Genomic DNA, 21789 nt, shown 5'->3' on the forward strand with positions numbered 1-21789 from the left:
TCACGAGAGGTTCCCAGCTTATGTTCAAGCGGCTGCCTGGCGACGAGGCGCGCAACCTCGTCTCCACCACGCCCGACACGGCCGTCGTCTTCCGCCCGGCCGTCGTCACCACTCCCGCCATCATCACCATCGTCATCCTGATCTGTCGCACGCTCGCCGAGCTCGTCCGTACGATCTGGCGCCACCCCATCGCCACCGCCATCCCGGTAGCCCTGGGCGCTGCCTGGTACTTCTACGGCTGGCCGCTGGCGGCATCCCTGCTCGGCACTGTCGTCTTGGTCCTGGGCTCGTGGGCGTTCATCGACCGGCCGTCGTTCGCCCGTCTCGTCGGCTACCGGCTGCTGGCCTGGTGGCGGCTCGTCTGGATCTACCGGCGGCACTGGCAACCCGTCATGATCGTCTCCGGTCTCGGCCGACACCTCCGGGGCCGCGACTACCTACCCCGGCTCGGCAAGGTCACCTGCACCTCGTGGGCCGACCTGGTCACCGTGCGCATGCTCAAGGGACAGGCCGTCAAGGACTGGGCTGACCGCACCGACCACCTGGCCCAAGGGTTCGGCGCGAAGTCGTGCCGCGTGGCGCTGTCCCGGGCCGGTCGGTTGACGCTGACCTTCCCGCGCAGCGATCCACTCGCCTCGCCCCTGCCAGCGCTCGCCATACCGGAGGAGCCGACCGTGGGGCCGGTCGAGATCGGCAAAGGCGAGGACGGGCGGCCGTGGCGGCTCAAAGTGCACGGCACCCATGTCCTCGTCGCGGGCGCGACCGGGGCCGGCAAAGGGTCGATCATCTGGTCCGTCATCCGCTCACTGCTCCCCGCCGCCAGCGCGGGCCTGGTCGAGTTGTGGGCGCTGGACCCCAAGCTCATGGAGCTGTCCTACGGGCGCGACCTTTTCGGCGATCGGTACGCGGCCACTCCCGAGGAGTGCGCCGACCTGCTGGAGGAGGCCGTCTGCGTCATGCAGACACGGGCTGCCCGCTTCGCCGGACTCCAACGCTCCCACACACCCACCGTCGATGATCCATTCGTCCTGGTCGTAGTGGATGAGGTGGCGTTCCTGACGGCCTACCAGTCCGATCGGCAACTTAGGCAACGCATCTCCGCGGCGCTGGCCACCCTGACCACCCAGGGCCGCGCGGTCGGCGTCGGCGTCCTGGCCGCGCTTCAGGACCCGCGCAAAGAGGTCATGAACATCCGCAACCTGTTCCCCGACAAGATCGCCCTCCGGCTCGACGAGTCCGAACAGGTGGACATGGTACTCGGCGACGGCGCACGTGATCGAGGCGCTCTCGCTGACCACATCTCCCCCGTCCCGGAGATCGGCGCTGGCGTCGGTTACGTCCGGCTGGAGGCCAGCCCCGAACCCGTTCGGGTGCGCGCCGCCTACGTCTCCGACGCCGACATCTGCGCCATGGTCGACGCCTTCGGCCCGCGCGAGGGTGCGGCATGAGGATCTGCTTCCACGGCACCGCCGACGAAATCAGCCTGGTCGCAGGCCGCCCGCTGATGGTCCTGCTGACCGCTCACGACCTGCCCCACATGCGGGTCTTCGAGCTCTACCACCCCCGCGTCCACGCCCACCCGCACCTGGAGCACTACCGGCTCTGCGCCCGGCTATCCGAGACCACCGGCGAAGGGAGAACCGCATGACCCATCCGCACGATCGCGCACTCCCCCGGGCCGTCCGCCAAGCCATGCCGATGGCCCGCGACGTCCTCGAAGAGGTCGCCAAGCTTCACGGGGTCTGCATCAGGCCCATCCCGCTGCGGCGGCTCGACATCGTCACCGGCAAGTCCGAGATCATCGACGTTCCGTGCGGGGCCGTCCTCGCCAGCAAGTGCCCGCCGTGTGCCAAGCGCAACCGGCAGCTCCGCATGGCTCAATGCCGCGAGGGCTGGCACCTCGACACCGAACCGGCCATCACGCCGGACGAGCCGAACGAGGAGCAGCGCTGGCTGGTCGAATTCCGCGCCGACATGCAAGCCAGGCGTGACGCCGCCGAACAGGCCGGCGACGACACCACAGACCTGGACGCCGTCCTGTCCGGCCTCGATGACGAGATCAACGCCGCTGGCATGCGGGGCAGCGTCACCGGATCCGCAGTGCCCAAACGCACCCGATCGACCCGGCGTCGGCAGGATGCACCCGACCTGCCCAAGCGCAAGATGACCCACACCACCCTTGGACGCACCTTCACCAGCGCCGACGGCAAGACCTACCGGCCGTCGCTGTTCGTCACGCTCACCCTGCCCAGCTACGGCAAGGTCCGTGACGGCGTCCCGCTCGATCCTGACACCTACGACTACCGGCGCGCTGCTCGGGACGCGCTGCACTTCTCCAAGCTCGTGGATCGCTTCGTGCAGAACCTGCGCCGGGTCGCGGGCTATGACGTGCAGTACTTCGCGGCCGTCGAACCTCAGAAGAGGCTCGCCCCGCACCTGCACATGGCCGTCCGGGGCACTCTGCCGCGCGCGGAGATCAAGCAGATAGCTGCGGCCACCTACCACCAGGTGTGGTGGCCTCAAGCCGACGAAGTGCGCTTCGAGGGCGATCGGCTGCCAGTGTGGAACGAGGAGGCCGGCTACCTCGACCCGGCAACCGGCGAGGTCCTGCCCACCTGGGACGAGGCCCTCGACTCCCTCGACGAAGACGCCGAGCCGCTCCACGTGATCCGCTTCGGCAATCAGGTGGACGTACAAGGCGTCCTCGCTGGTACGCCGGACGCTGACCAGTGCATCCGATATCTGTCCAAGTACCTGACCAAGTCCATCGGCGAGACCCTCGATGGCGGCCAGGCCCAGCGCGAGCACGCCGCGCGCATGGTTGATGCCCTCCGCTACGAGCCGTGCTCGACGACATGCCCGAACTGGCTGCGCTACGGCGTCCAGCCCAAGAACGCCAAAGCCGGGATGACCCCCGGCCGGTGCCGCTCCAAGGCGCACAAGCCCGAACACCTCGGCTACGCCGGGCGCCGCGTCCTGGTCTCCCGCAAGTGGTCCAACAAAACCCTCGCCGAGCACAAGCAGGACCGCCGTACCTGGGTCCTGGAAGCCCTCGGCCAGGCCAACGAACCGACCGACCCACACCGCTACATCTGGCGGCCCATCCCGGCCGGAGACGCCAACGTGCCGCCTCTCGCCGTACGTCTCCTGCGCACCGTGGCCGAACGCCAACGCTGGCGAGCCCACCTCAGAGAGCTGGAAGCCAGAGCAGCCGGACAAGATCTTTCGGCAACTGAAGATATGGGGAGGGCTGCATGACCAAGCGAAACGAGTTGCTGACCGTGGCCCAGGTCCTCGACGAACTGGGCGGAGTCTCCCGCCGCACCTTCTACCGCTGGCGCGAGATCGGCAAGGCACCGAAGGGCATCCGCCTGCCCAACGGCGAACTCCGCATTTACCGCAGCGACCTTGACGCCTGGCTCGAATCCCTCCGGAGTGCAGCATGACGACCTCATACGACGTGAAGTTCTGGGAGATCCGGCGGAACAAGTCCAGCAAGTCACCCTCCTACGAGGTGCGCTGGAAGGTCGGCGGCCGGGAGAAGTCCAAGACCTACAAGACCAAGGCCCTCGGCGAGAGCTTCCTGACTGACCTGCGGCAGGCCGCGAGACGGGGAGAAGCGTTCGACTTGGAGACCGGCCTCCCCGAGTCGATGATCAAGGCCAAGGACGCGCGGACAGTCCTCGACTTCGTGAAGGCGTACGTTGAGGCGCGCTGGCCACACGCGGCTGCCAAGAGCCGTGACAGCATGTCCGACGCGCTGGCTACGGCTCTCCCAGCCCTGACGACCGACAAGGCAGGACGGCCGGATGCAACCCTCCTCCGTACTGCCCTGCGTCAGTACGTCCTCCTCCCCGAAGACAAGCGGCCCTCGATGCCCGTCGACATGGCGCGGGCCGTTCGCTGGCTGGAGGCGGCCTCTCTCACCATGGAGGACCTCAACGAGACCAGGGCAGTCCGCCCGGCCCTGGACGCCCTCACGCTCCGCCTCGACGGCAAGAAGGCCGGCGCCAACACGATCAAGCGAAAGCGCGCCATCCTGCACCACGTCTTCGAGTACGCGGTGGAGCTGGAAGAGCTGCCGTCCAACCCGCTGCACCGCATCAAGTGGAAGCTTCCGAAGACGACCGAAACAGTAGATCCGCGGGTTGTGGTCAACCCTCGCCAGGCCAGGGAGCTACTCGTGGCGCTCACCTACGTGGGCAAGCGCCAGCGTGGCGGGAAAGGACGGGGACAGCGGTTGATGGCCATGTTCGCCTGCATGTACTTCGCGGCCCTCCGGCCTGGCGAGGCAGTCAGTCTTGGTGAGCAGGACTGCTACCTCCCGGCGGACGGCTGGGGACGGCTCACCCTCGACGGCTCGCGCCCCGAGGTGAACCGCCGGTGGACCGACACGGGAGACGCTCACGAGCTGCGCGGTCTCAAGCATCGAGGCGAGGATGACGTCCGCCGCATCCCGATCCCTCCGGAACTGGTCAAGATCCTTCGGCAACACATCGAAGAGTTCGGTGTCTCCCCCGATGGGCGGCTGTTCCGCAGTGAACGGGGCGGCGTCGTCGCCTCGACGGCTTACACCGAGGTCTGGCAGGAAGCCCGCACCCTGGCTCTCAGCCCCGCCCAGGTCGCCTCACCGCTCGCTCGGCGGCCATATGATCTCCGGCACGCGGCCGTCTCGCTCTGGCTCAACGGCGGTGTACCGGCTCCGGAGGTGGCAACCCGTGCCGGCCACGGGGTGGATGTCCTGCTCCGCGTCTATGCCAAGTGCATCGACGGTCAGGAAGAGATCGTCAACCAGCGGATAGCGGACGTACTCACCGCATGAGATCACGAACAACACTGCTCGAAGGGCTCCGGCTTCCCCCGGGGCCTTTCGGCGTTACAGGGCCACATCATCCCGCGCACATCCCGGATCATGGGCGCCCACCTGGGGAAACGCCTCGTGATCCATCCCGCGTATATCCCGCGACCAGCGACAAACGGCCGCTCACGGCGGCATCTGGCTGCATGACCCCTGAAACGCAGAAGAGGCCCCGAAGGGCCTCTGAGCTGCGCTAACTGCGTGTGGCAGGTGCAAGGTTCGAACTTGCGTAGGCTGAGCCGACGGTTTTACAGACCGCTCCCTTTGGCCACTCGGGCAACCTGCCGTGCCATCCGCTCTCGCGGCGACAGATAGAAGGATAGCGGACTTCCGAGGTGTACGTGACAACGGTTGGGTGTGCGCCGGATCTCCGCTGGGCACCGCGCCGAAACGGGTGGAGGGGAGCCGGAATCTGGACGGTTCTCCGTACGGGGAGCGGTGTCCTGCGCGGTGGGCCGATGCTGGCTAGGCTCGTGCGCTGGGTCCGCGCGTTTTCGCGTACGCCGGGGAAGCAGGATCCGGGTAGTGCTTTCGCCGCTGAGAGGATGAGTGTTTTGGCCGATTCGTCTTTCGACATCGTGAGCAAGATCGACCGTCAGGAGGTCGACAACGCTCTGAACCAGACGGTCAAGGAGATCGGGCACCGCTTCGACTTCAAGGGTACGGGGGCCGCGATCAGCTGGTCAGGGCAGGACAACATCGAGATCAAGGCGAACAGCGAGGAGCGGGCGAATGCCGCTCTCGACGTGTTCAAGGAGAAGGTGGTCAAGCGGGGCCTCTCGCTGAAGATCCTCGACGCGGGTGAGCCCAAGCTGTCGGGCAAGGAGTACCGGATGCTGGTCAGCCTGAAGGAGGGCATCGACCAGGAGAACGCGAAGAAGATCTCCAAGCTGATTCGCGACGAGGGGCCGAAGGGGATCAAGGCGCAGATTCAGGGCGAGGAGCTTCGGGTCAGCTCGAAGAAGAAGGACGACCTTCAGGACGTCATCTCCCTTCTGAAGGGCAAGGATCTGGACATCGCCCTCCAGTTCGTGAACTACCGCTAGCGGAGGCCTACTTCAGGCCTTTGAACTGGCGTTCCAGCGTTCCGCAGGGCTCGGAGGGCACATCCGGGGCACACGGTCGAGCGCGCTGTCCACGAGGGCACGCGTCTTCTCCTGTGCCTCGGGCCGCTCCCCCACATGTACGCATCCTCGGTGGAGTGGCTGAGAGCGGGCTACACAGCCTTGGTCGAGGTGCCCTTGCGGATCGGCCAAATGGCTCCGTGGGTGACGTAGGCCAGTCGGAGGCGGGGGCAGCCAACGCGGACCGCCAACGCCCATATGCACGGCCTAGAGGCCACATTTCGAGTTCATAGCGACTCATTGATTGTGGCGATGTGGGATGGCGACCTTGTAGCGGATGGCGAACGTGCCGAAGCGAGGTGGTCACAGCCCGATGAGGTTTGAGCCGGTTGATGCCGCGTCCCACAGGTGGCGCTGCTTGCATGATCGACCGGCTTCTTCCGCACGCCACCGGGCCCGGCGCTCGGCCCGTAGATCGCCTGCCAGCACCCATACCGCTCCGGGAAGTTCCACTAAAACGCTCCCACCCGCATCCGCACCGGAGCCTTCAATCAGCTGCCGTTTCGTCCAGATCGGCGAGCGCTCCGGCGCGCGGCCGGCGGGCAGGGACGGCTCCGGTACCGCCACCAATAAGGTGCTGGCGAAGTCTCCGCGTTCGATGGTCTTCTTGGCTCGTTGAACCATCTATCCGAGATCTCGTGCTCGTGTCGATCGTCGACGCGGGCACCCGGTTTTTCCGATCCGTCGCCTTGACCCGTTTTCGCTGGCGGAGTTCTTCGCCGACGCGCACCATGGGAGTTCGATCCTCCCCCCGGGGAAAAGAAATCTAGGCACCGGTGCGAAAGAACCACTGCCTGACTACGGGCGCCCATCGGCAGGTTGGGGAACTGTCCGTCACTGAGTCCTCACTCAATGAGACCATGGATGAAGTCAACCACAAGGGAGTACTCCCTCTGCCGCAAAGGTGGAACAGTGGACATAGAAGGACGCCTTCTCGACCTGATGTCACGGATGCGGGCACTCGAAGCGGGCGTGCCCAGCAGTGGCGCCGGCAAGGCCACAACGGCCGAAGTCGACCAGATAAAGGCCGACATCGCCGAGTTCCGTATTGAGGTCAGACAAGATCTCGCAGCTCTCGGCGACGAGATGGCCGGGCTTCGGCGGCACTTGAACGAGTACCTCAGTTCCATCCAATGCAAGGTTCAGCTCCAGCCGGGGTCCCTCTAACCCGAGCTCATCGATCCCTAGACAGCAGAGGGCTCTGCCGAAGCCGCCGATATGCCTGCGGCGGCTCAGGCTGAGCCCAGCATCCGCTTGATCTCTGACCTGTGTGGCATGGACATGAATGATCGGCCTCACAGTGCTTAGGTTGATCTGGTCCAGTCCCCAGGGTCTGGCTGGTTGTCCAGCCTGATCGCGCCCTCAGTCAGATTGCCCTAGAGGATGGTGGGTGGCGGCGGGCGGTATGTCGGGGCTCGATCGTAAGCTCGGTAAACGTGACGAAGATCCCCCTGCGCCGCTTTACGGCGCGTGCCCTGCCCATTGATGATCAAGATCGGGTCCTCCTTCTCCACGGCTTTGACCCGGCCAGGCCCGATGAGCCGTTCTGGTTCACGATCGGCGGGGCGGCGGAGGATGGCGAGACGTTGCAGGAGGCGGCGGCGCGGGAGTTGTTCGAGGAGGTCGGGATCCGGGCGAATGCGGACGAGCTCAGCGGGCCGTACGGGAACAGCGTGATCGAGTTCAACTGGTCCGAGTACGCCGTCACGCAGGATCAGACGTTCTTCGCGATCTGGGTGGGGGCCGGTGCGGTCGTGTCGTTCGATCACATGGAGCAAACCGAGAAGGACACGACGACGGCTTACCGGTGGTGGAGCGCGGAGGAGCTCGAGAGCACGGAGGAGACCTTCTTCCCGACGGATCTCGCGTCCATCCTGCGCCAGGTCACTGAGGGCGGAGGATCCGCGTAGCGCCGGCGATCAGCGCCGTGGCCAGGATCCAGCCGGAGACGATCAGTCCGTACGCGAGCCACTGCGTCCACCCACCCGGGTCGAACAGCTCTCGTTGCCCGAATGCGGGGATCGGGAGCAGGAGGTCGAAGGTGTAGGCGAAGGCGTTGAAATCGGGGCTCTCGGAGGGTTTGAGCGCTCTTGGGGGGCTGATGGCGAAGACGACCGTCCCGATCGCCAGCAGCAGGGCGAACCATATGCCCGCCAGCCAGAGGCGGTAGCCGTACCCGACCGCGACGTCGAGCAGCCGCCCCCACGCCCGGCTACCGAGGCCCTGGGTCTGCCGGCGGGCGCGGAGTTTGGCGAGTTGGGTGCGCCGGGCGAGCGCGTCGTTGCCGTCGCTGAGGAACCACGCGGCGAGTTGCTCATACGGCTGCGGCCTGAACCCCTCCGGATCCCGGGTCACCCAGTCGATTCGGCGGGTTACGCCGGAGCCGCGCAGGCGGTCGTAGGTCAGGCCGTTCAGGCGTAATTTCTCGGGCCAGGTGTCTGGATTGTCGTGCAGCGTGCCGACGGTGGTGTGTGCGAGGGTGACGACGCCTTCGATGGGCTTTGCGGGCTTCAGGTAGAGCTCGCGGAGCTCCATGTGGCTTGCGTGGAGGGCGTAGCGGGTGTCCGGGCTTCGGATGATCCCGTTGAGCGAGAGTGTCCCGTTGATTCGCGCTCCGCGTAATCGTACGCAGCCCAGTGCCAGGAATCCGTCGGTGCAGCGCATGGTGTCCTCGACGACCATGTTGTCGGCGATGAGGGCCTGGTTGCCGGGATTGCGGAGGGTGGCGCCGTCCAAGAAGAGTCCGCCGTTGAGGCGGGCGCCGACCAGACCGATTGCTCCGGTGAAGTCGGCATTGCGCAGGTACGTGCCGGAGTCCACGACGACGGCGTTCGCATAGAGCGCCCATCCCTCGTCGTCGGACGTCATCTTGGTCCCACCCAGCCACAGCCCGCTCTCGAACTGGGCCCGGTTCAGGCGGACGGTGCCGGTGATGTTCGAGCCGGACAGGCTGAGGTGCCCGGCCACCCGCAGGCCGCCGCCGCTGAGGCCCGGGAGGCGGCAGTCGGTCAGGCGTACGGTGCGGGTGTTGGAGTCGGTGAAACGGATGGGTTCATCCAGATGGCAGCCGATCAGGCTGAGTTCGTACGGGATCGTGCCGCCGATGATCGTGAGCCGGCCGGTGATCCGCGCGCCGCGCAGACGTACCGCCGGGACCGAGCCGGTGCCGGTGTCGCGGGCGCCGAGGAGCAACTGGGCGATCACTTCGGCTCTGATCGAGCGTTCGGGCCCCCACGTGTGGCCGTCCGTGGGGGCGTTCGCGCCGGCCGTACGGAACGGACCGATCTTGAACGGGCCCAGCTCGACGGTCTGGCCGGTGGGGAACGCGTTCCAGAGCCTCCGCTCCGCCTTGGTTAATCGGCGCATGGGTCAGCGGCGGTAGCCGGCCATCCGCTCGAGGCGGGCGACCCGCTCGGACGTGGGCGGATGCGTGGAGAACAGCCGGCCGAAGCCCGAGCCGCTGAACGGGTTCGCGATCATCATGTGGGAGGCCGAGGTGAGGCGGCTGTTCTCGGGGAGCGGAAGCCTGCGAGCACCCATCTCGATCTTGCGGAGCGCCGAGGCCAGGGCGAGCGGGTCGCCCGTGAGCCTGGCACCCGATTCGTCGGCCTGGAATTCTCTAGTCCGGGATATCGCCATCTGCACCATCCCTGCCGCCACCGGTCCGAGCACCATCATCAGCAGCGCGCCCACGAAGCCCGGCCCCTCGTCATCGTCCGAGCCACCGAAGAACACGGCCACGTAACTGATCCAGGTGATCATCGTGGCCAGCGCGCCGGCTACGGAGGAGATAAGGATGTCCCGGTTGTACACGTGTGACAGCTCGTGCCCGATCACTCCGCGCAGCTCGGCCTCGTCGAGCAGCTTGGTCAGGCCGTACGTCACGCACACCGCGGCCTGGCGAGGGCTTCTGCCGGTCGCGAACGCGTTCGGCTGCACCGTCGGTGAGATGTACAGGCGCGGCATCGGCTGGCGAGCCTCGGTGGAGAGCTCTCGCACGATCCGGTAGAGCGTGGGCTGCTCCACCTCGCTGACCGGCCTGGCACGCATGGCCGACAGGGCGATGCGATCGGAGAAGAAATAGGCGACTCCGTTGCTCGCCAGGGCGAGCACGAGCGCGATCTGCACCCCGGCGCCGCCGCCCAACCACGCGCCCACCGCGACAATCAGCGACGACAGGCCGCCCAGCAGGATGGCCGTGCGCAGACCGTTGTGGTGCAAGGTTTCCCCCCTTCGTGGTCTGGGTTCACCTCCTCCAACGACCACGACCCGGTGCTTCGTTCCCCAGCCGCTCCCCGGCGTGCTCAGCTGCGGGCGGAGCGCGACTTTCTTCTTACCCACGGCCCGTCTCTCAACCGAAGGCGGACAGTGCGGTCATGTCCAGGACCAGTTGGGGGGCGATCGAGAACAGCACGGCCACTGCCAGGGCCAGGCCGATGGCCAGCCACGTCGTGGGCGTCGGGCGGTGCCGGACGAGGACCGGTGCCGTGGGAGGGGTGAAGAGGCGCGCGGTCCAGACGGCGTAGTAGTAGAGGCCGATCACGGTGTTGACGGCCATGACCAGGGCAAGCCAGCCCGAGCCGCCCTCCACGATCTCGCGGAAGACGAACACCTTGGCGAAGAGCCCGGCCAGGCCCGGTGGCAGGCCGGCCAGGCAGACCAGGCAGAACGCCAGCGCGAGCCCCGCCGCGGGTCGCCGGAACGCCAGGCCCCGGTAGTCGTCGAGCTCGTTGCGGGTGGCGGTCCTGGAGACGAGCAGGACCACCGCGAACGCGCCGAGGTTCATGGCGGCGTAGATGACCAGGTACGCCATGGAAGTGCTGACTGCGCCGACCCCGGTTCCGGCTGGGTATGTGCCGGGTCCCCTGGCGGGCCGAGGGGTTATGCCCTGGGCCGCCACCGCCAGCGGCGCCAGGATGTAGCCGGACTGCGCGACGGAGGACCAGGCCAGCAGGCGTACGGCGGAGCGTTGGCGCATGGCGAGCAGGTTGCCCGCGGTCATGGTCAGCGCGGCGATGATCCCGACAATGGGTGCCCAGGTGGCGGCCTGCCCGGACAGTCCGGCGACCAGTACGAGGATCAACCCGGCGAACCCGGCCGCCTTGGAGATCACCGAGAGCAGCGCGGCCACGGGGACCGGGGCGCCCTGATAGACGTCGGCCGCCCAGGAGTGGAACGGCACCGCGGCGATCTTGAAGGCGAACCCCGCCACGACGAGCACGACTCCGACCGAGACGACGGCGGGCAGACTCTGGGCCGTCGCGAGGGTCGTGGTCTCCGCCAACCCCGGCGCCGGGGCCTGACCATTGAACACGGTCGCGAGGCGGGACAGGTAGACCGTGCCCGCGATGCCGTAGAGAAGCGAGACGCCGAACAGCATGACGGCCGTCGACACCACCGAAACCACGAAGAGCTTCACGGCGGCCTCGGAGGCTCGGCCGTCGTAGCGCTTCATGGCGGTGAGGGCGAAGACCGGGAGCGAGACCAGCTCGAGCGCCACCACGAGCATGATCAGGTCTCGGGAGGCGGGCAGGGTCACCGCGCCGACGAGGGTGCAAAGGAGGAGGAAGTACCACTCACCCACCGGGATGCCGCCGGCCGCCAGCTCGGTCATCGACATCAGCACGACCACCACGGCCGCGGCCAGCACCGTGCCCGCGAACACCAGCGTGAAGCCGTCCGCCACGAAGGAACACAGCCGGGTGGGACCGGCGAGGTCGGCCGGGACGCAGAAGGTCGATCGCGGTGGGCCGCCCCTGATCGCCTGGGCGACGACGAAGGCCAGCGCGACCAGGACGCCTGCCAGCGTGACGAGCCCCAGCACGGGCTTCGTACGGGGGCGGGCCGGGAGGAAGGCGTCCAGCAGCAGCACCAGACCGGCCACCAGGGCCAGCGCCAGCGGGGGCGCGATCACGAAGTAGTCGATCTGCTGGATCATGAGACGGCTCCCAGCAGGGTCTGCACGGCCGGTGTGGTGAGCGACAGGAGGAGGCCGGGCCAGAGCCCGAAGAGCAGGATCAGGGCCACCAGCGGTGTCCATGCCAGCAGCTCGTAACTCCTGATGTCATCTGGCGCCTGCTGCCGGGGCACGCCGGTAACCCGCTGAGCGCCGCCCGGGAGGGTGCCGCCGCTCACGGCTCCGGCATCTTCCAGGCGCGCGTCACCGCTGGACGGTCGGACGTGGTCTGAGGGCGTGCCGCCGCTCAAGGGTCCGGCATCTTCCAGGTACGCGTCGTCACCGGACGGCGCGGCATGGTCCGGAGGCGTGCTGGGTTCGGTGGCGCTTGGAGGCTTGTTCTGGCCGCTGTAGGGCTCCGGTGTCGGGGGTGGCTCCAGGGTGGCCGTCGCCGAGCGTCTTGCCGTCGAGCCGAGAGGCACGACGGGACGCTCGTCCGGTGTGACGCCTTCCCGCTCGTCCAAGCGGGGGCGACCGTGGGTCACGCGGGACAGCATGACCAGGAAGTACGCGGCCGTCAGAACCGCCCCCAGACCCCCGATCGCCATGTACGTCACGAACAGCGCGCGGGGCAGCCCGTTCGCCGGCTGGAAGGCCCCGAACAGCGCCAGCATCTCCCCCCAGAATCCGGCCAGCCCCGGCAGCCCCAGCGAGGCGATCGACGCGAAGGTGAGCACCGAGCCCAGCCGCGGCAGCGTCGCCAGCATGCCGCCGCCCAGGGAAGGCATGTCGGCGGTGTGGTAGCGATCCTTGATCGCCCCGGCCAGGAAGAACAGCAGGCCGGTGATGAGGCCGTGGGCGACGTTCGCGAAGAGGGCGCCGTTGATGCCGACCGGGGTCAGCGTGGCGAAACCCAGCAGGACGAAGCCCATGTGGCCGACGGAGGAGTAGGCGATCATGCGTTTGAGGTCACGCTGGGCGAGGCAGGCCAGAGCGCCATAAATGATGCCCACCACGGCGAACGCACCGAGCCACGGAGCCACCGCCATCGCGCCCTCGGGGAGAATGGGGATGGCGATCCTGGCGAAACCGTACGTGCCCATCTTCAGCAGCACCCCGGCGAGCAGCACCGAGCCGACGGTGGGAGCCTCGGTGTGGGCGTCGGGCAGCCAGGTGTGCAAAGGCCACATGGGGGTCTTCACCGCCAGGCCGATGCCGATCGCCACGAACGCCACGATCTGCACAGACCTCGCTATACCGGCACCGTGGGCCGCACTCAGGGCCTCGATGTCGAGCGTGCCGGTCTGCGCCCATACGAGCAGCAGGCCGAGCAGCATCACGACCGAGCCGAGCAGCGTGTACAGGATGAACTTGACCGACGCCGCCCGGCGGCCCTCTCCGCCCCAGATGCCGATCAAGAAGTACATCGGGATGAGGACGATCTCGAAGAACACGAAGAAGAGCAGCAGGTCGAGAGCGAGGAACGTACCGATCATGCCCACTTCGAGCACCAGCAGCGTGAACACCAGTGCCCTCGGCCGCGCCCCCACGAACCCCCTCCGCGCGGCGCCCCAGCACAGGTAGACGAAGCACAGGAACGTCAGCAGCGCCGTCAGCACGATCAGCGGCAGCGAGATCCCGTCGACGCCGAGGTGGAAGCGGAGTCCCAGCCCGGGGATCCACGCCTGATCGACCTCGAACTGCGGCCGCGCGCCCCGCGAGTAGTCGAACGTCGCGGCTATCAGCACGGCCAGTGCCAGCGTCAGGCCGGACAGGGTCAGTCCGTACGTGTGCAGCAGCGGCCGGAGCCGGTGCGGCGCGAGGAGAAGCAGGAGGGCGCCGAGCAGCGGCACGGCCAGCAGCGCGACGGAGAGCCAGGCCATCATGCGAGCACCTCCGCCTCTGCGCCGAGGCGATACCGGGCCGTCATGCGAACACCACCGCCCCCACCGCGATCAGCAGGACACCGGCCAGCACGCCGCTCACGTAGAGCTGGACATTGCCGTTCTGGGCCAGTCGCAGCAGCCCGGACAATCCGCGCGCCGACCTGCCGGACGCGCGCACCGCCCCGTCCACGACCACGTCGTCCGTCCGCACCACCAGCCTGGCCAGGGCCAGGACCGGGCGTACGAACAGCGCGGCGTAGAGGCCGTCCACGGAGAACGCCCGCTCGCATGGCCCCCGCAACGGCCCCAGCAGGCGGGCGGGGTCGGCGATGGGATCGATGCGCCAGAACGCGTACACCGTCCCGGCGCCGAGTGCGGCCAGCACGACGCTGACGGCGGCCATGCCGAGGTCCAGGTGCAGCTCCCCGGCGAACCCCAGTAGCAGGGCGGGGACGGCGAGGACGACGACAGGAACGAGCATCGTGCGGGGGGCCTCGGTGACGTCCACGACGTGGGCCGTGCCCGGCTCCGGCTCGGGGAGCGCCACGGCCCGCGCCTGGCCGAAGAACGTGCGTAGCCAGGCTCTGGTGGCGTACGCGCCGGTGACGGCCACGGTCGCGAGCGCGCAGCCGTACAGGAGGAGCGCGGCCGCGTCCGTCAGGCCACCGGTGGACACTGCGCGGTCCATGGCCAGCAGGATGCCGTCCTTGCTGAAGAAGCCGCTGGCCGGAGGGATGCCCATCAAGGCGGCGAAACCTATCGTCATCGTCACGAACGTCACCGGCAGTTCGCGCCGCAGACCGCCCATCTGGGTCATCAGGTTGGAGCCGACGTGGTGGATCACCGCACCCGCGCACAGGAACAGCAGGGCCTTGAACGCGCCGTGAGTCAGCAGGTGGAAGATGGCCGCCGTGTCGGAGCCCGCGGCCAGGCCGCCTGCCATGTACGCGAGCTGGCTGATCGTGGAGTAGGCGAGCACGCGTTTCAGGTCGTCCTGGGCCAACGCGGCCAGCGCGGAGCCCAGCATGCCCAGGGCCGCGACGACGGCCAGCACGTCGAGCGTGGGCCGGGCCGCGAGGAACGCGGGGAACAGCCTGGCCACGATGAAGATCCCGGCGGCGACCATGGTGGCGGCGTGGATCAGGGCGCTGATCGGCGTAGGGCCCGCCATGGCGTCAGGGAGCCACGTGTGCAGCGGGACCTGGGCGCTCTTGCCCGCCACACCGGCCAGCAGGAGCATCGTGGCGGTCACGAGCGTGGCCGCGGACATCTCCGGCACTTTGCCCAGCACGTCGCTGATGCGGAAACTTCCCGCCGCGAGACCGAGCACGAAGATGCCGAAGAGGAAGCCGACGTCGCCCAGACGGGTGACGAGGAACGCCTTGACCGCCGCGCGGGAATTGCTCCGGTCTTCCCACCAGTGGCCGATGAGGAGGTACGAGCAGAGGCCCATGATCTCCCAGCCCACGTAGAGGACCAGGAGGTCGCCCGCGTAGATCACCAGGAGCATGGCGCTGGTGAACAGGCTGATGAACGCGCTGTAGGAGGGGTAGCGCGGGTCGTCCTTGAGGTAGCCGACGGAGTAGACCTGTACGGCCAGGGCGACGAGGGTGACCAGGACGCCGAGGATGCTCGACAGGTGGTCGGCCTGGAGGGCGAGCGTGATCGGGACGCCGCCGGTGACGATGGTGCCGTACGTCTGGCCTGTGGGTGGGGAGGTGGTCGCGCCGTGCAGGTAGGCGACGCCCGGACCCCAGGCGAGCCAGCCCGCCAGGATCGCTGAGAGCGTGGTCGGGAGGATCGCGATCCAGGCTGCCCGGGTGTTGGCTCGCTGGGCCGCCCCGCTGGTTGCCGCAGCGGTCTCGGCTGTCTCGGCTTCGTGCTCGGGCGTTGTGGCCTCTATCGCGGAGGTCGCGGTCTCGAGGGCCGGGGTTGTGGCCTTTGGGGTGGATGTCGTGGTTTTGGAGGCGGGTGTCGTCGTCCCGAGGTTGCCGGCTGGGGCGCCTGGGCTGGGTGTCTTGGGCCCTCTTGTGCTGGAGGGGGCAGTGGGGCGCTGGTGGGGCCAGCGGGAGAGCAGGAGCCCTGCCGCGGCGGCGACGAAGGGCAGGAGCACGGCGATGAGCGGGAAAGTCGTCACAGCGTGCCACCTCGCTTGGCGGGCTGCTCGTCCCCACGACCGCCTTCGGCCTCCGCCTTGCCTGACCGATCCGCCTCGCTTGTCCCGTCCGAGTGGTCTGAGGCTGCTTGGGGTGCCTGAGCCGGCTGGGTGTGGTGGTGCTCGTTGGGCTCGGCGGTGGCGGGTGGACGGCCTTCGGTGGGCTCAACCGTGTTGGCGGGCGTGGCGGGATCGGAGGCGGTCGGATTGGACGCGGTCGGATCGGACGCGGCGCGGTCAGGTGTGTGTTCCGGGGCGATGGCGTGGCCTCGTACCGGTGTCGTTGCTGAGCGCGCGGCGGCGGCGGGCTGGTCGGGAGTGCCCGCGATCGCCGGCGTCTCTGTGGGCTCGTCGGTGGGTTCGGCGAGGTCGCGGAGGTGGTCGATGTCGACGGTGCGGCGGTTGCGGTACAGCGCCAGCACGATCGCGAGGCCCAGGCCCACCTCGGCGGCCGCAATGACGATGACGAACAGGGTGAGGACCTGGCCGCTGTGCAGGCGGTCGGCCAGCCACACGTCGAACGCCACCAGGTTGAGATTGACGGCGTTGAGCATCAGCTCGACCGACATCAGCACGAGGATCGTGTTGCGGCGGACGAGCACGCCATAGACGCCGATGGAGAACAGGAGCGCAGAGACCACGGCCGGGTAGACGATGTGCACTAATGACCCCCGGTCTGATCGGGCGGCTGATTACCCCCGGTCCGGTCGGGCACCGAGTTGTCCCGGGTGTCGGGGGGTGACGGGCGGGTCTCCGGCCGGGCGGGCGAGCTTTCCCCGCTCCGAGTGGATGGTGACCTATCCCCCGTATGCGCATCCTCTCCGGCTGAGTGGCCTCCGACCCGCCGAGGTGCCGAGTCCCTTTCCGTCGGCGAGCTTGCGGCGCTCGTCTCGTCGGGTGGGGTGTTGCTCCCGGTATGAGCGGACGGCGCGCCGCCGGGGATGTCCGTACGGGACAGGACGATGGCGCCGATCAGGGCGGCGAGCAGGAGCACGGACAGCGCCTCGAACGGCAGCACCCAGGTGGCGAACACACTGGCGCCCAGCTCCTTCGCGGCTCCCTGGCCTGGGGTCAACGGTGTGTAGGCGGTGTGGAATCCGTCGATCACCACCGTGACGAGAACGGCCGCGGTCGCCACCGCCACCAGGGCTGCGACCAGGCGGTTGCCGCTGTCCAGGTCTGTGGAGCGGCCGATGGGGGCCCGGGTGAGCATGATGCCGAACAGCAGCAGCACCACCACCGCGCCCACATAGATCAGCACCTGGACCCAGGCCACGAACTCGGCGGTCAGCACGAGATAACAGCCCGCCAGGGCGCCGAAGGACACCACGAGCCAGAGGGCGGCGTGGACGAGTTGTTTGGTCGTGACGACAAGCAGCGCCGATCCAACCGCTACCGCGCCCAGCAGCAAGAAGACGATCTCTTGCCCGGTGGGTGACAGGTAGGAGGGCACCGCTTCGGTCACGACTCCTCCTCGGACTCCCTTGTCTCGTCAGGGCCGAGCCGCCCGGGCGGTCGGATGGACCGTGGATCGGCCATCCTGCGCCTGCGAGGGCTCGCGGCAGAAGTTTGCTCCTCCGGCTCGGGCTTCGGTTGCGGGACGCCCGAGGCTGTGGACAACTTTTCTGAGGACGACTGCCCTGTGGATGAAGCCTGTCCCTGGGGTGGCTCCTTCGCGGAGGGACCAGTCTCGCCGTCTTCCGTGGGGGGCGAGGCGGTGGCCGCCGTTGGGGAGGGCGCGCTGGTCGTCGGGTCGTCGTCCTTCGTTGCGGGGGCTGCGGCCGTCTCGCCTTCTCCTGCGGGGCGGGATGCGGTCGTCTGGCCCTCTTCCGGGGGGAGGGCGGAGCGCGGCACGTCGGCATTCGGCTCAGAGGTGTCGTCCTGAGCGCGGGATGGGAGGGCGCCTGGAGGACGGATCCCCCGTACGTTCTGGATGGGTCGGCGTGGGCGTCCGCCTGGCGTGCGTGACGGAGCGGTCGCAGATCCTGATCCGGGCTTGCCCTCAGTGGGCTCCCCGTCCTGGGCGTCGGGCGTGGGCGTCGCTGAGGTGCCGGGGGCCGTGCCTGGGGTGCTGGATTGGGGAATCGTCCCGGATGCACCAGTTCCGGGCATCGTCCCGGATGGGACGATTTCAGGCGTTGCTCCGGAAAAGTCGGCTTCGGGCGTCGTTCTGGAGACGCTCGCCTCGGACGTTGTTCCGGGCAGGCTTGCTTCGGATGTTGTTCCGGGGGCGCCTGCTGAGCGCTCTGCTCTGGTTGTGGGCTGCGGGCTTTTTGCTGCGGTTGTGGGCCCTGCGTCCGGTGCTTCGGAGGTGGGGCGCGTCTCGCTTGTTCCCGCTGCCGGCCGGGTCTTCGGTGTGTCCGGGGAGGGGCTGGCTGCCGTACCTCTGCGCTGGGGTGGTTCCGCTGTGCGTGCCGTACGGGCGGCGGGGCGGCGAGGGGCGGCCGTGAGCTCCTTCGGGGGCTCGGCGCCCGGGTCGTGGGCCGGAGGCGCGGGGACGGTCTGGGTCCAGGCGGCCAGCTTGTCCTTCTCGTGGATGAGGTTGCGGATGTCGCCTTCCGCGTACTCGAACTCCGGAGACCAGAAGAGAGCGTCGAACGGGCACACCTCGATGCATATCCCGCAGTACATGCACAGGCTGAAGTCGATGGCGAAGCGGTCGAGGACGTTCCGCTGGCGGGGGCGGCCGCCCTCGGGGGCCGGGATCGTCTCCTTGTGGGAGTCGATGTAGATGCACCAGTCGGGGCACTCTCGGGCACAGAGCATGCAAGAGGTGCAGTTCTCCTCGACCAGGGCGATGACGCCGCGGCTGCGGGGCGGGAGGGCAGGCTTGACCTCGGGATACTGCTGCGTCACCGATTTGCGCAGCATGTGGCGAAGGGTGATGGACAGCCCCTTTGCCAGTCCGACTCCTGGTATCCGCCCCATGCTTCAATATCATGACGCAATTGGTCCCGCAGGCAAATGACTGGGGACAGGCTCCCCGGTTTTCCACAGCCGTCCACAGGTTGACGGCGAGTTATCCACAAGCTGTGTGCATGCCCGGTATGAACCGTGCCGGGGCGATAGTCTCTCGGCCATGCAGCAGAGCCATCAGGTCCGTCCCGGTGGCGGGGCGTGGGCGGCCGCCGTCGTCTGGGCCTGCCTGCCCCTGTTCACGTGCGGGCTGGCGACCCCGTTCACCATCGGGTTCGCCGCGTTCTGGCTGCGGAGCATCTGGCAGGTCTTCGCGGCGTCCGCCTATCTGGTCTGCATCGGGTCGTTCGTGATCTCGGCGCTGGCGTACGAAACCTTCGAAGACATTCCGCAGCCGCTGTCCGCGCTGGTCTCGTTGGGGCTGTTCGTCAGCTGGCTCGGCGGGGCCATTCACTCGGGAATCCTGGTGCCGACCATGGTGCGGGCGCGGCTCCGGGGGCCGGTGCATCCGACGCACACGAATCTGCACCAGAGGACGACCTCGCCCTCCCATCAGCATGGGCATCGGGAGCCCGGCCCCTATCAGCGGCGTCCCGGCCCTGCTGAGGCGCACCGGCCGCGTCCCGCCTCCGCCGAGACGCACCGGCCGCGTCCTGCCTCGGCCGAGACGTACCAGCGGCGTACCGACTCCGCCGACACCCATCCGCCACGTCCCGGACGTGGCGAGACCTACCGGCGGCGTACGACCGAGCCCGAGTCGCGCCCGCGGCGCCCCGGAGAGCCTGAGTGGATCGGGCACTATCGGGTGCTCCAGTCGCTCGGGCGCGGTGGGCAGGGGGCGGTTTACCTGGCCATGGCGCCCAACGGGACGCGGGTGGCCGTGAAGGTGCTGCACGATCTCGTCGATGAGACGGCGCGGGCCAGGTTCGCGCGGGAGGTCGACGCGGCGCGGCGGGTGGCGACGTTTTCCACAGCCCGTGTGCTCGACGTGAACATCTCCGGGCAGCACGCCTACATTGTCAGCGAATACGTGGAGGGGCCCTCGCTGGAGCAGCTCGTCAAGAAACACGGGCCGCGTGACGAGGACAGTCTGACCAGGCTGGCGTTATCCACAGCCGGAGCGTTGGCGGCTATCCACAAGGCGGGGATCGTGCATCGTGACTTCAAGCCGAGCAATGTGCTGATCGGGAACGACGGGCCTCGGGTGATCGACTTCGGGATCGCCCGGGCACTGGATCAGGTGACGATGACGTCGGGGAAGATGGTCGGGACGCCGCCGTACATGTCGCCTGAGCAGCTGACCGGGGAGGCTGTGGGGCCGGCTTCCGATGTGTTCAGCTGGGCTGTGACGATCATGTTCGCGGCTACGGGGCGGCCTGCCTTCGGGGAGGACACCGTGCCTGCTGTGTTCAACCGGGTGCTCACCTTGCATCCGGACCTGTCGCCGCTGTCGCCTGCTTTACGGGGAGTTGTGGGGTCTTGTCTTAACAAGCGGCCTGAGGATCGGCCTTCGGCGTCCGATGTGATGCTGGCGATCGTGCACTGAGTTGTTGCTGCCCAGGGCGGCCTCCTGGTCGTAGGAGGGATGGGTTGCCGTGTGACGCGCTTGGCGGCTTGGGCGGGCGTGCTGGGTGAGCAGTCGGGGTTGATCTGCCGGTGTTCTCGGCGCCGTTGGCCGCTGCCGCCTCTGGCCCGGGTGCGTTGGCGTCGTTGATCGCCCGGCGCGCCTTCGACATGGGCAGGCGCTGCTGGTCCGGGGGTGTTGGCGCTGTTGTTGACGTCGTTGATGGTGATTAGCACTCAGGCTGGTTGGGCGCCGCCGAAACCGGGCGGATCCTCAACCGCGGCAGGCCGTTCAACCGGTTGGGCTCCGGGCGTGTTGTCAGTATGGGTGTCTGATCGCGGGTGCCCGCCAACGGGAGTTGGTTCGGGCGTGCGGGTGGTCGCTGCTGTTCTTGTCGCGGCTGCTCCGGGGTTGTCAGGGGGTGGCTTCTTTGGTGGCTCTGGTGAGGTTGAGGTACTCCTCGCGTGAGATGCGGTGTACGGCGAGGGAGAGGTTGTGGCGCTTGGTGAAGGCGTGGGCGTGTTCGGGGAGCCAGCGGCCCGGGAGGTGGTGGAGGGGGCTGCCGGTTACGTCGAGGATGAAGAGGCCGGTGAGGCTGTCGTACTGATAGAGGAGCAGGCTGAAGGCTTCGCGCGGGGATGCGCCGATTCGCCGGGTGGCCGTGACCTCCGTGCCATGGAAGATCTGGAGCGTTCCGGAGGAGTTTGCTTTGAGGTCCGGTCCGCGGCCCGCTGAGGGCAGGAGGGTGCCTCTGCGCGCCCGCCAGCGGGTTATTCGTCCGAAGACGGGGCGTAACACCAGCAGCGCGGGGCTGAAGGCGACCATCAGCCATTTGGATTCGAACATTTCCAGGAGGAACCGGCCCATTGACGAGACAGCGCGCCAGGCGGCCCACATTCCCAGAGACGCGAGGTAAGCCATGACGGCCAAGCCTGCGATTCCCGCGCAAATGGCCACCGGCTTGTGCCATTTGCGCGGGAATAACGGTCGGAGGCCGCGTAAACGTTGCCAGCCGGGGGCGCGGCTTGCCAGGACCGCGCGTACACGGGCCGGAGGGTAGGAGCGGGCGTCCAGCAATGGAATGCCTGCCCTGTGCGCGAAAAGCTCCAGGTCGGGCTTGTGCCACTCGCCCGGCAAGTCGAGCAGGACCAGGCCGTCCGCGTCCAGGGCCGCTATGCCTTGCACGGGTTGGAGCTTGCCGGTTTTGGCGGTGACCTGCTCGCAGTTGTAGTGGTAGAGGCTTGCAGGTGTCACGCGTACGGAATGGTCTGAAGCAACGTCGGTGACGACCAAGGTTCGGTCGTGTGATGTCAGAACGGTTTCCGGGCGGAGTTCGCCCTTTGTCGCGCCTGAGATCGGGACGAGATGGTCCATAGTCATACCCCCAAAG

Annotated in this window: 18 protein-coding genes, 1 tRNA gene and 1 pseudogene; 9 read left to right on the forward strand and 11 right to left on the reverse strand. The window is 68.0% G+C overall.

Going from position 1 to position 21789, the window contains the following annotated elements:
* Positions 1-20 precede the first annotated feature (20 nt).
* From ACWDRB_RS40170 to ACWDRB_RS40190, 5 genes are read left to right on the forward strand one after another with little or no spacing between them, the layout of a single operon-like run.
* Positions 21-1448, forward strand: a complete 1428-nt coding sequence (locus ACWDRB_RS40170; protein ID WP_449902863.1) for an FtsK/SpoIIIE domain-containing protein — start codon at positions 21-23, stop codon at positions 1446-1448.
* Positions 1445-1648, forward strand: a complete 204-nt coding sequence (locus ACWDRB_RS40175) for a hypothetical protein (RefSeq protein ID WP_449902865.1) — start codon at positions 1445-1447, stop codon at positions 1646-1648. Before ACWDRB_RS40170 ends, ACWDRB_RS40175 begins: the two co-directional genes overlap by 4 nt.
* Entirely contained in the window at positions 1645-3258 is a 1614-nt protein-coding gene (locus ACWDRB_RS40180) for a replication initiator (protein WP_449902867.1), read from the forward strand. Before ACWDRB_RS40175 ends, ACWDRB_RS40180 begins: the two co-directional genes overlap by 4 nt.
* The gene (locus ACWDRB_RS40185) at positions 3255-3446 is read left to right on the forward strand and encodes a helix-turn-helix transcriptional regulator (RefSeq protein WP_449902869.1); all 192 of its coding nucleotides are present in this window, start codon (positions 3255-3257) and stop codon (positions 3444-3446) included. The genes ACWDRB_RS40180 and ACWDRB_RS40185 overlap by 4 nt, the downstream gene beginning before the upstream one ends.
* The gene (locus ACWDRB_RS40190; protein WP_449902872.1) at positions 3443-4822 is read left to right on the forward strand and encodes a tyrosine-type recombinase/integrase; all 1380 of its coding nucleotides are present in this window, start codon (positions 3443-3445) and stop codon (positions 4820-4822) included. Before ACWDRB_RS40185 ends, ACWDRB_RS40190 begins: the two co-directional genes overlap by 4 nt.
* Positions 4823-5062: 240 nt before the next feature.
* Here the strand turns inward: ACWDRB_RS40190 and ACWDRB_RS40195 are convergent.
* Positions 5063-5144: transfer RNA gene (locus tag ACWDRB_RS40195), tRNA-Tyr, on the reverse strand.
* A 259-nt stretch (positions 5145-5403) separates the two neighbouring features.
* On the opposite strand from ACWDRB_RS40195, the gene ACWDRB_RS40200 reads away from it, so the two are divergent.
* Positions 5404-5904 (forward strand): YajQ family cyclic di-GMP-binding protein, encoded by a 501-nt coding sequence (locus ACWDRB_RS40200; RefSeq protein ID WP_350733739.1) that lies wholly within the window; start codon positions 5404-5406, stop codon positions 5902-5904.
* A gap of 381 nt (positions 5905-6285) precedes the next feature.
* On the opposite strand, the gene ACWDRB_RS40205 is transcribed toward ACWDRB_RS40200, so the two are convergent.
* Positions 6286-6606 carry a hypothetical protein gene (locus ACWDRB_RS40205; RefSeq protein WP_449902874.1) on the reverse strand — a complete coding sequence of 107 codons (321 nt, stop codon included), beginning with the start codon at positions 6604-6606 and terminating at the stop codon, positions 6286-6288.
* A 288-nt stretch (positions 6607-6894) separates the two neighbouring features.
* On the opposite strand from ACWDRB_RS40205, the gene ACWDRB_RS40210 reads away from it, so the two are divergent.
* A complete protein-coding gene (locus tag ACWDRB_RS40210) occupies positions 6895-7149 on the forward strand; it encodes a hypothetical protein (protein WP_363981273.1) in 255 nt (84 codons plus the stop codon).
* 269 nt (positions 7150-7418) lie between these two features.
* Positions 7419-7892, forward strand: a complete 474-nt coding sequence (locus ACWDRB_RS40215; RefSeq protein WP_355206734.1) for an NUDIX hydrolase — start codon at positions 7419-7421, stop codon at positions 7890-7892.
* On the opposite strand, the gene ACWDRB_RS40220 is transcribed toward ACWDRB_RS40215, so the two are convergent.
* The 8 genes and pseudogenes from ACWDRB_RS40220 to ACWDRB_RS40255 form a co-directional block, all read right to left on the reverse strand.
* Positions 7867-9348, reverse strand: a complete 1482-nt coding sequence (locus tag ACWDRB_RS40220) for a hypothetical protein (RefSeq protein WP_449902877.1) — start codon at positions 9346-9348, stop codon at positions 7867-7869. The genes ACWDRB_RS40215 and ACWDRB_RS40220 overlap by 26 nt on opposite strands.
* Before the next feature lie 3 nt (positions 9349-9351).
* The gene (gene htpX, locus ACWDRB_RS40225; protein WP_449902879.1) at positions 9352-10203 is read right to left on the reverse strand and encodes a zinc metalloprotease HtpX; all 852 of its coding nucleotides are present in this window, start codon (positions 10201-10203) and stop codon (positions 9352-9354) included.
* Positions 10204-10333: 130 nt separating this feature from the next.
* Positions 10334-11920 carry an NADH-quinone oxidoreductase subunit N gene (locus ACWDRB_RS40230; protein ID WP_449902881.1) on the reverse strand — a complete coding sequence of 529 codons (1587 nt, stop codon included), beginning with the start codon at positions 11918-11920 and terminating at the stop codon, positions 10334-10336.
* Positions 11917-13764 carry a complex I subunit 4 family protein gene (locus ACWDRB_RS40235; protein WP_449902883.1) on the reverse strand — a complete coding sequence of 616 codons (1848 nt, stop codon included), beginning with the start codon at positions 13762-13764 and terminating at the stop codon, positions 11917-11919. Before ACWDRB_RS40235 ends, ACWDRB_RS40230 begins: the two co-directional genes overlap by 4 nt.
* A 40-nt stretch (positions 13765-13804) precedes the next feature.
* A complete protein-coding gene (locus ACWDRB_RS40240; protein ID WP_449902886.1) occupies positions 13805-15901 on the reverse strand; it encodes an NADH-quinone oxidoreductase subunit 5 family protein in 2097 nt (698 codons plus the stop codon).
* A gap of 377 nt (positions 15902-16278) precedes the next feature.
* Positions 16279-16581, reverse strand: a pseudogene (gene nuoK, locus ACWDRB_RS40245) (NADH-quinone oxidoreductase subunit NuoK); the annotation flags it as partial.
* Positions 16581-17384 carry an NADH-quinone oxidoreductase subunit J family protein gene (locus ACWDRB_RS40250; protein ID WP_449902889.1) on the reverse strand — a complete coding sequence of 268 codons (804 nt, stop codon included), beginning with the start codon at positions 17382-17384 and terminating at the stop codon, positions 16581-16583. The pseudogene nuoK and the gene ACWDRB_RS40250, both read right to left, overlap by 1 nt.
* A complete protein-coding gene (locus ACWDRB_RS40255; protein WP_449902891.1) occupies positions 17381-18847 on the reverse strand; it encodes a 4Fe-4S binding protein in 1467 nt (488 codons plus the stop codon). Before ACWDRB_RS40255 ends, ACWDRB_RS40250 begins: the two co-directional genes overlap by 4 nt.
* 151 nt (positions 18848-18998) lie before the next feature.
* On the opposite strand from ACWDRB_RS40255, the gene ACWDRB_RS40260 reads away from it, so the two are divergent.
* The gene (locus ACWDRB_RS40260; RefSeq protein ID WP_449902893.1) at positions 18999-20381 is read left to right on the forward strand and encodes a protein kinase domain-containing protein; all 1383 of its coding nucleotides are present in this window, start codon (positions 18999-19001) and stop codon (positions 20379-20381) included.
* A 432-nt stretch (positions 20382-20813) separates the two neighbouring features.
* Here ACWDRB_RS40260 and ACWDRB_RS40265 read toward each other — a convergent pair whose 3' ends face one another.
* Positions 20814-21773, reverse strand: coding sequence for a hypothetical protein (locus ACWDRB_RS40265; protein WP_449902896.1), 960 nt, complete (start codon positions 21771-21773; stop codon positions 20814-20816).
* Positions 21774-21789: the final 16 nt, after the last annotated feature.

The sequence above is a fragment of the Nonomuraea sp. NPDC003707 genome, assembly GCF_053587055.1.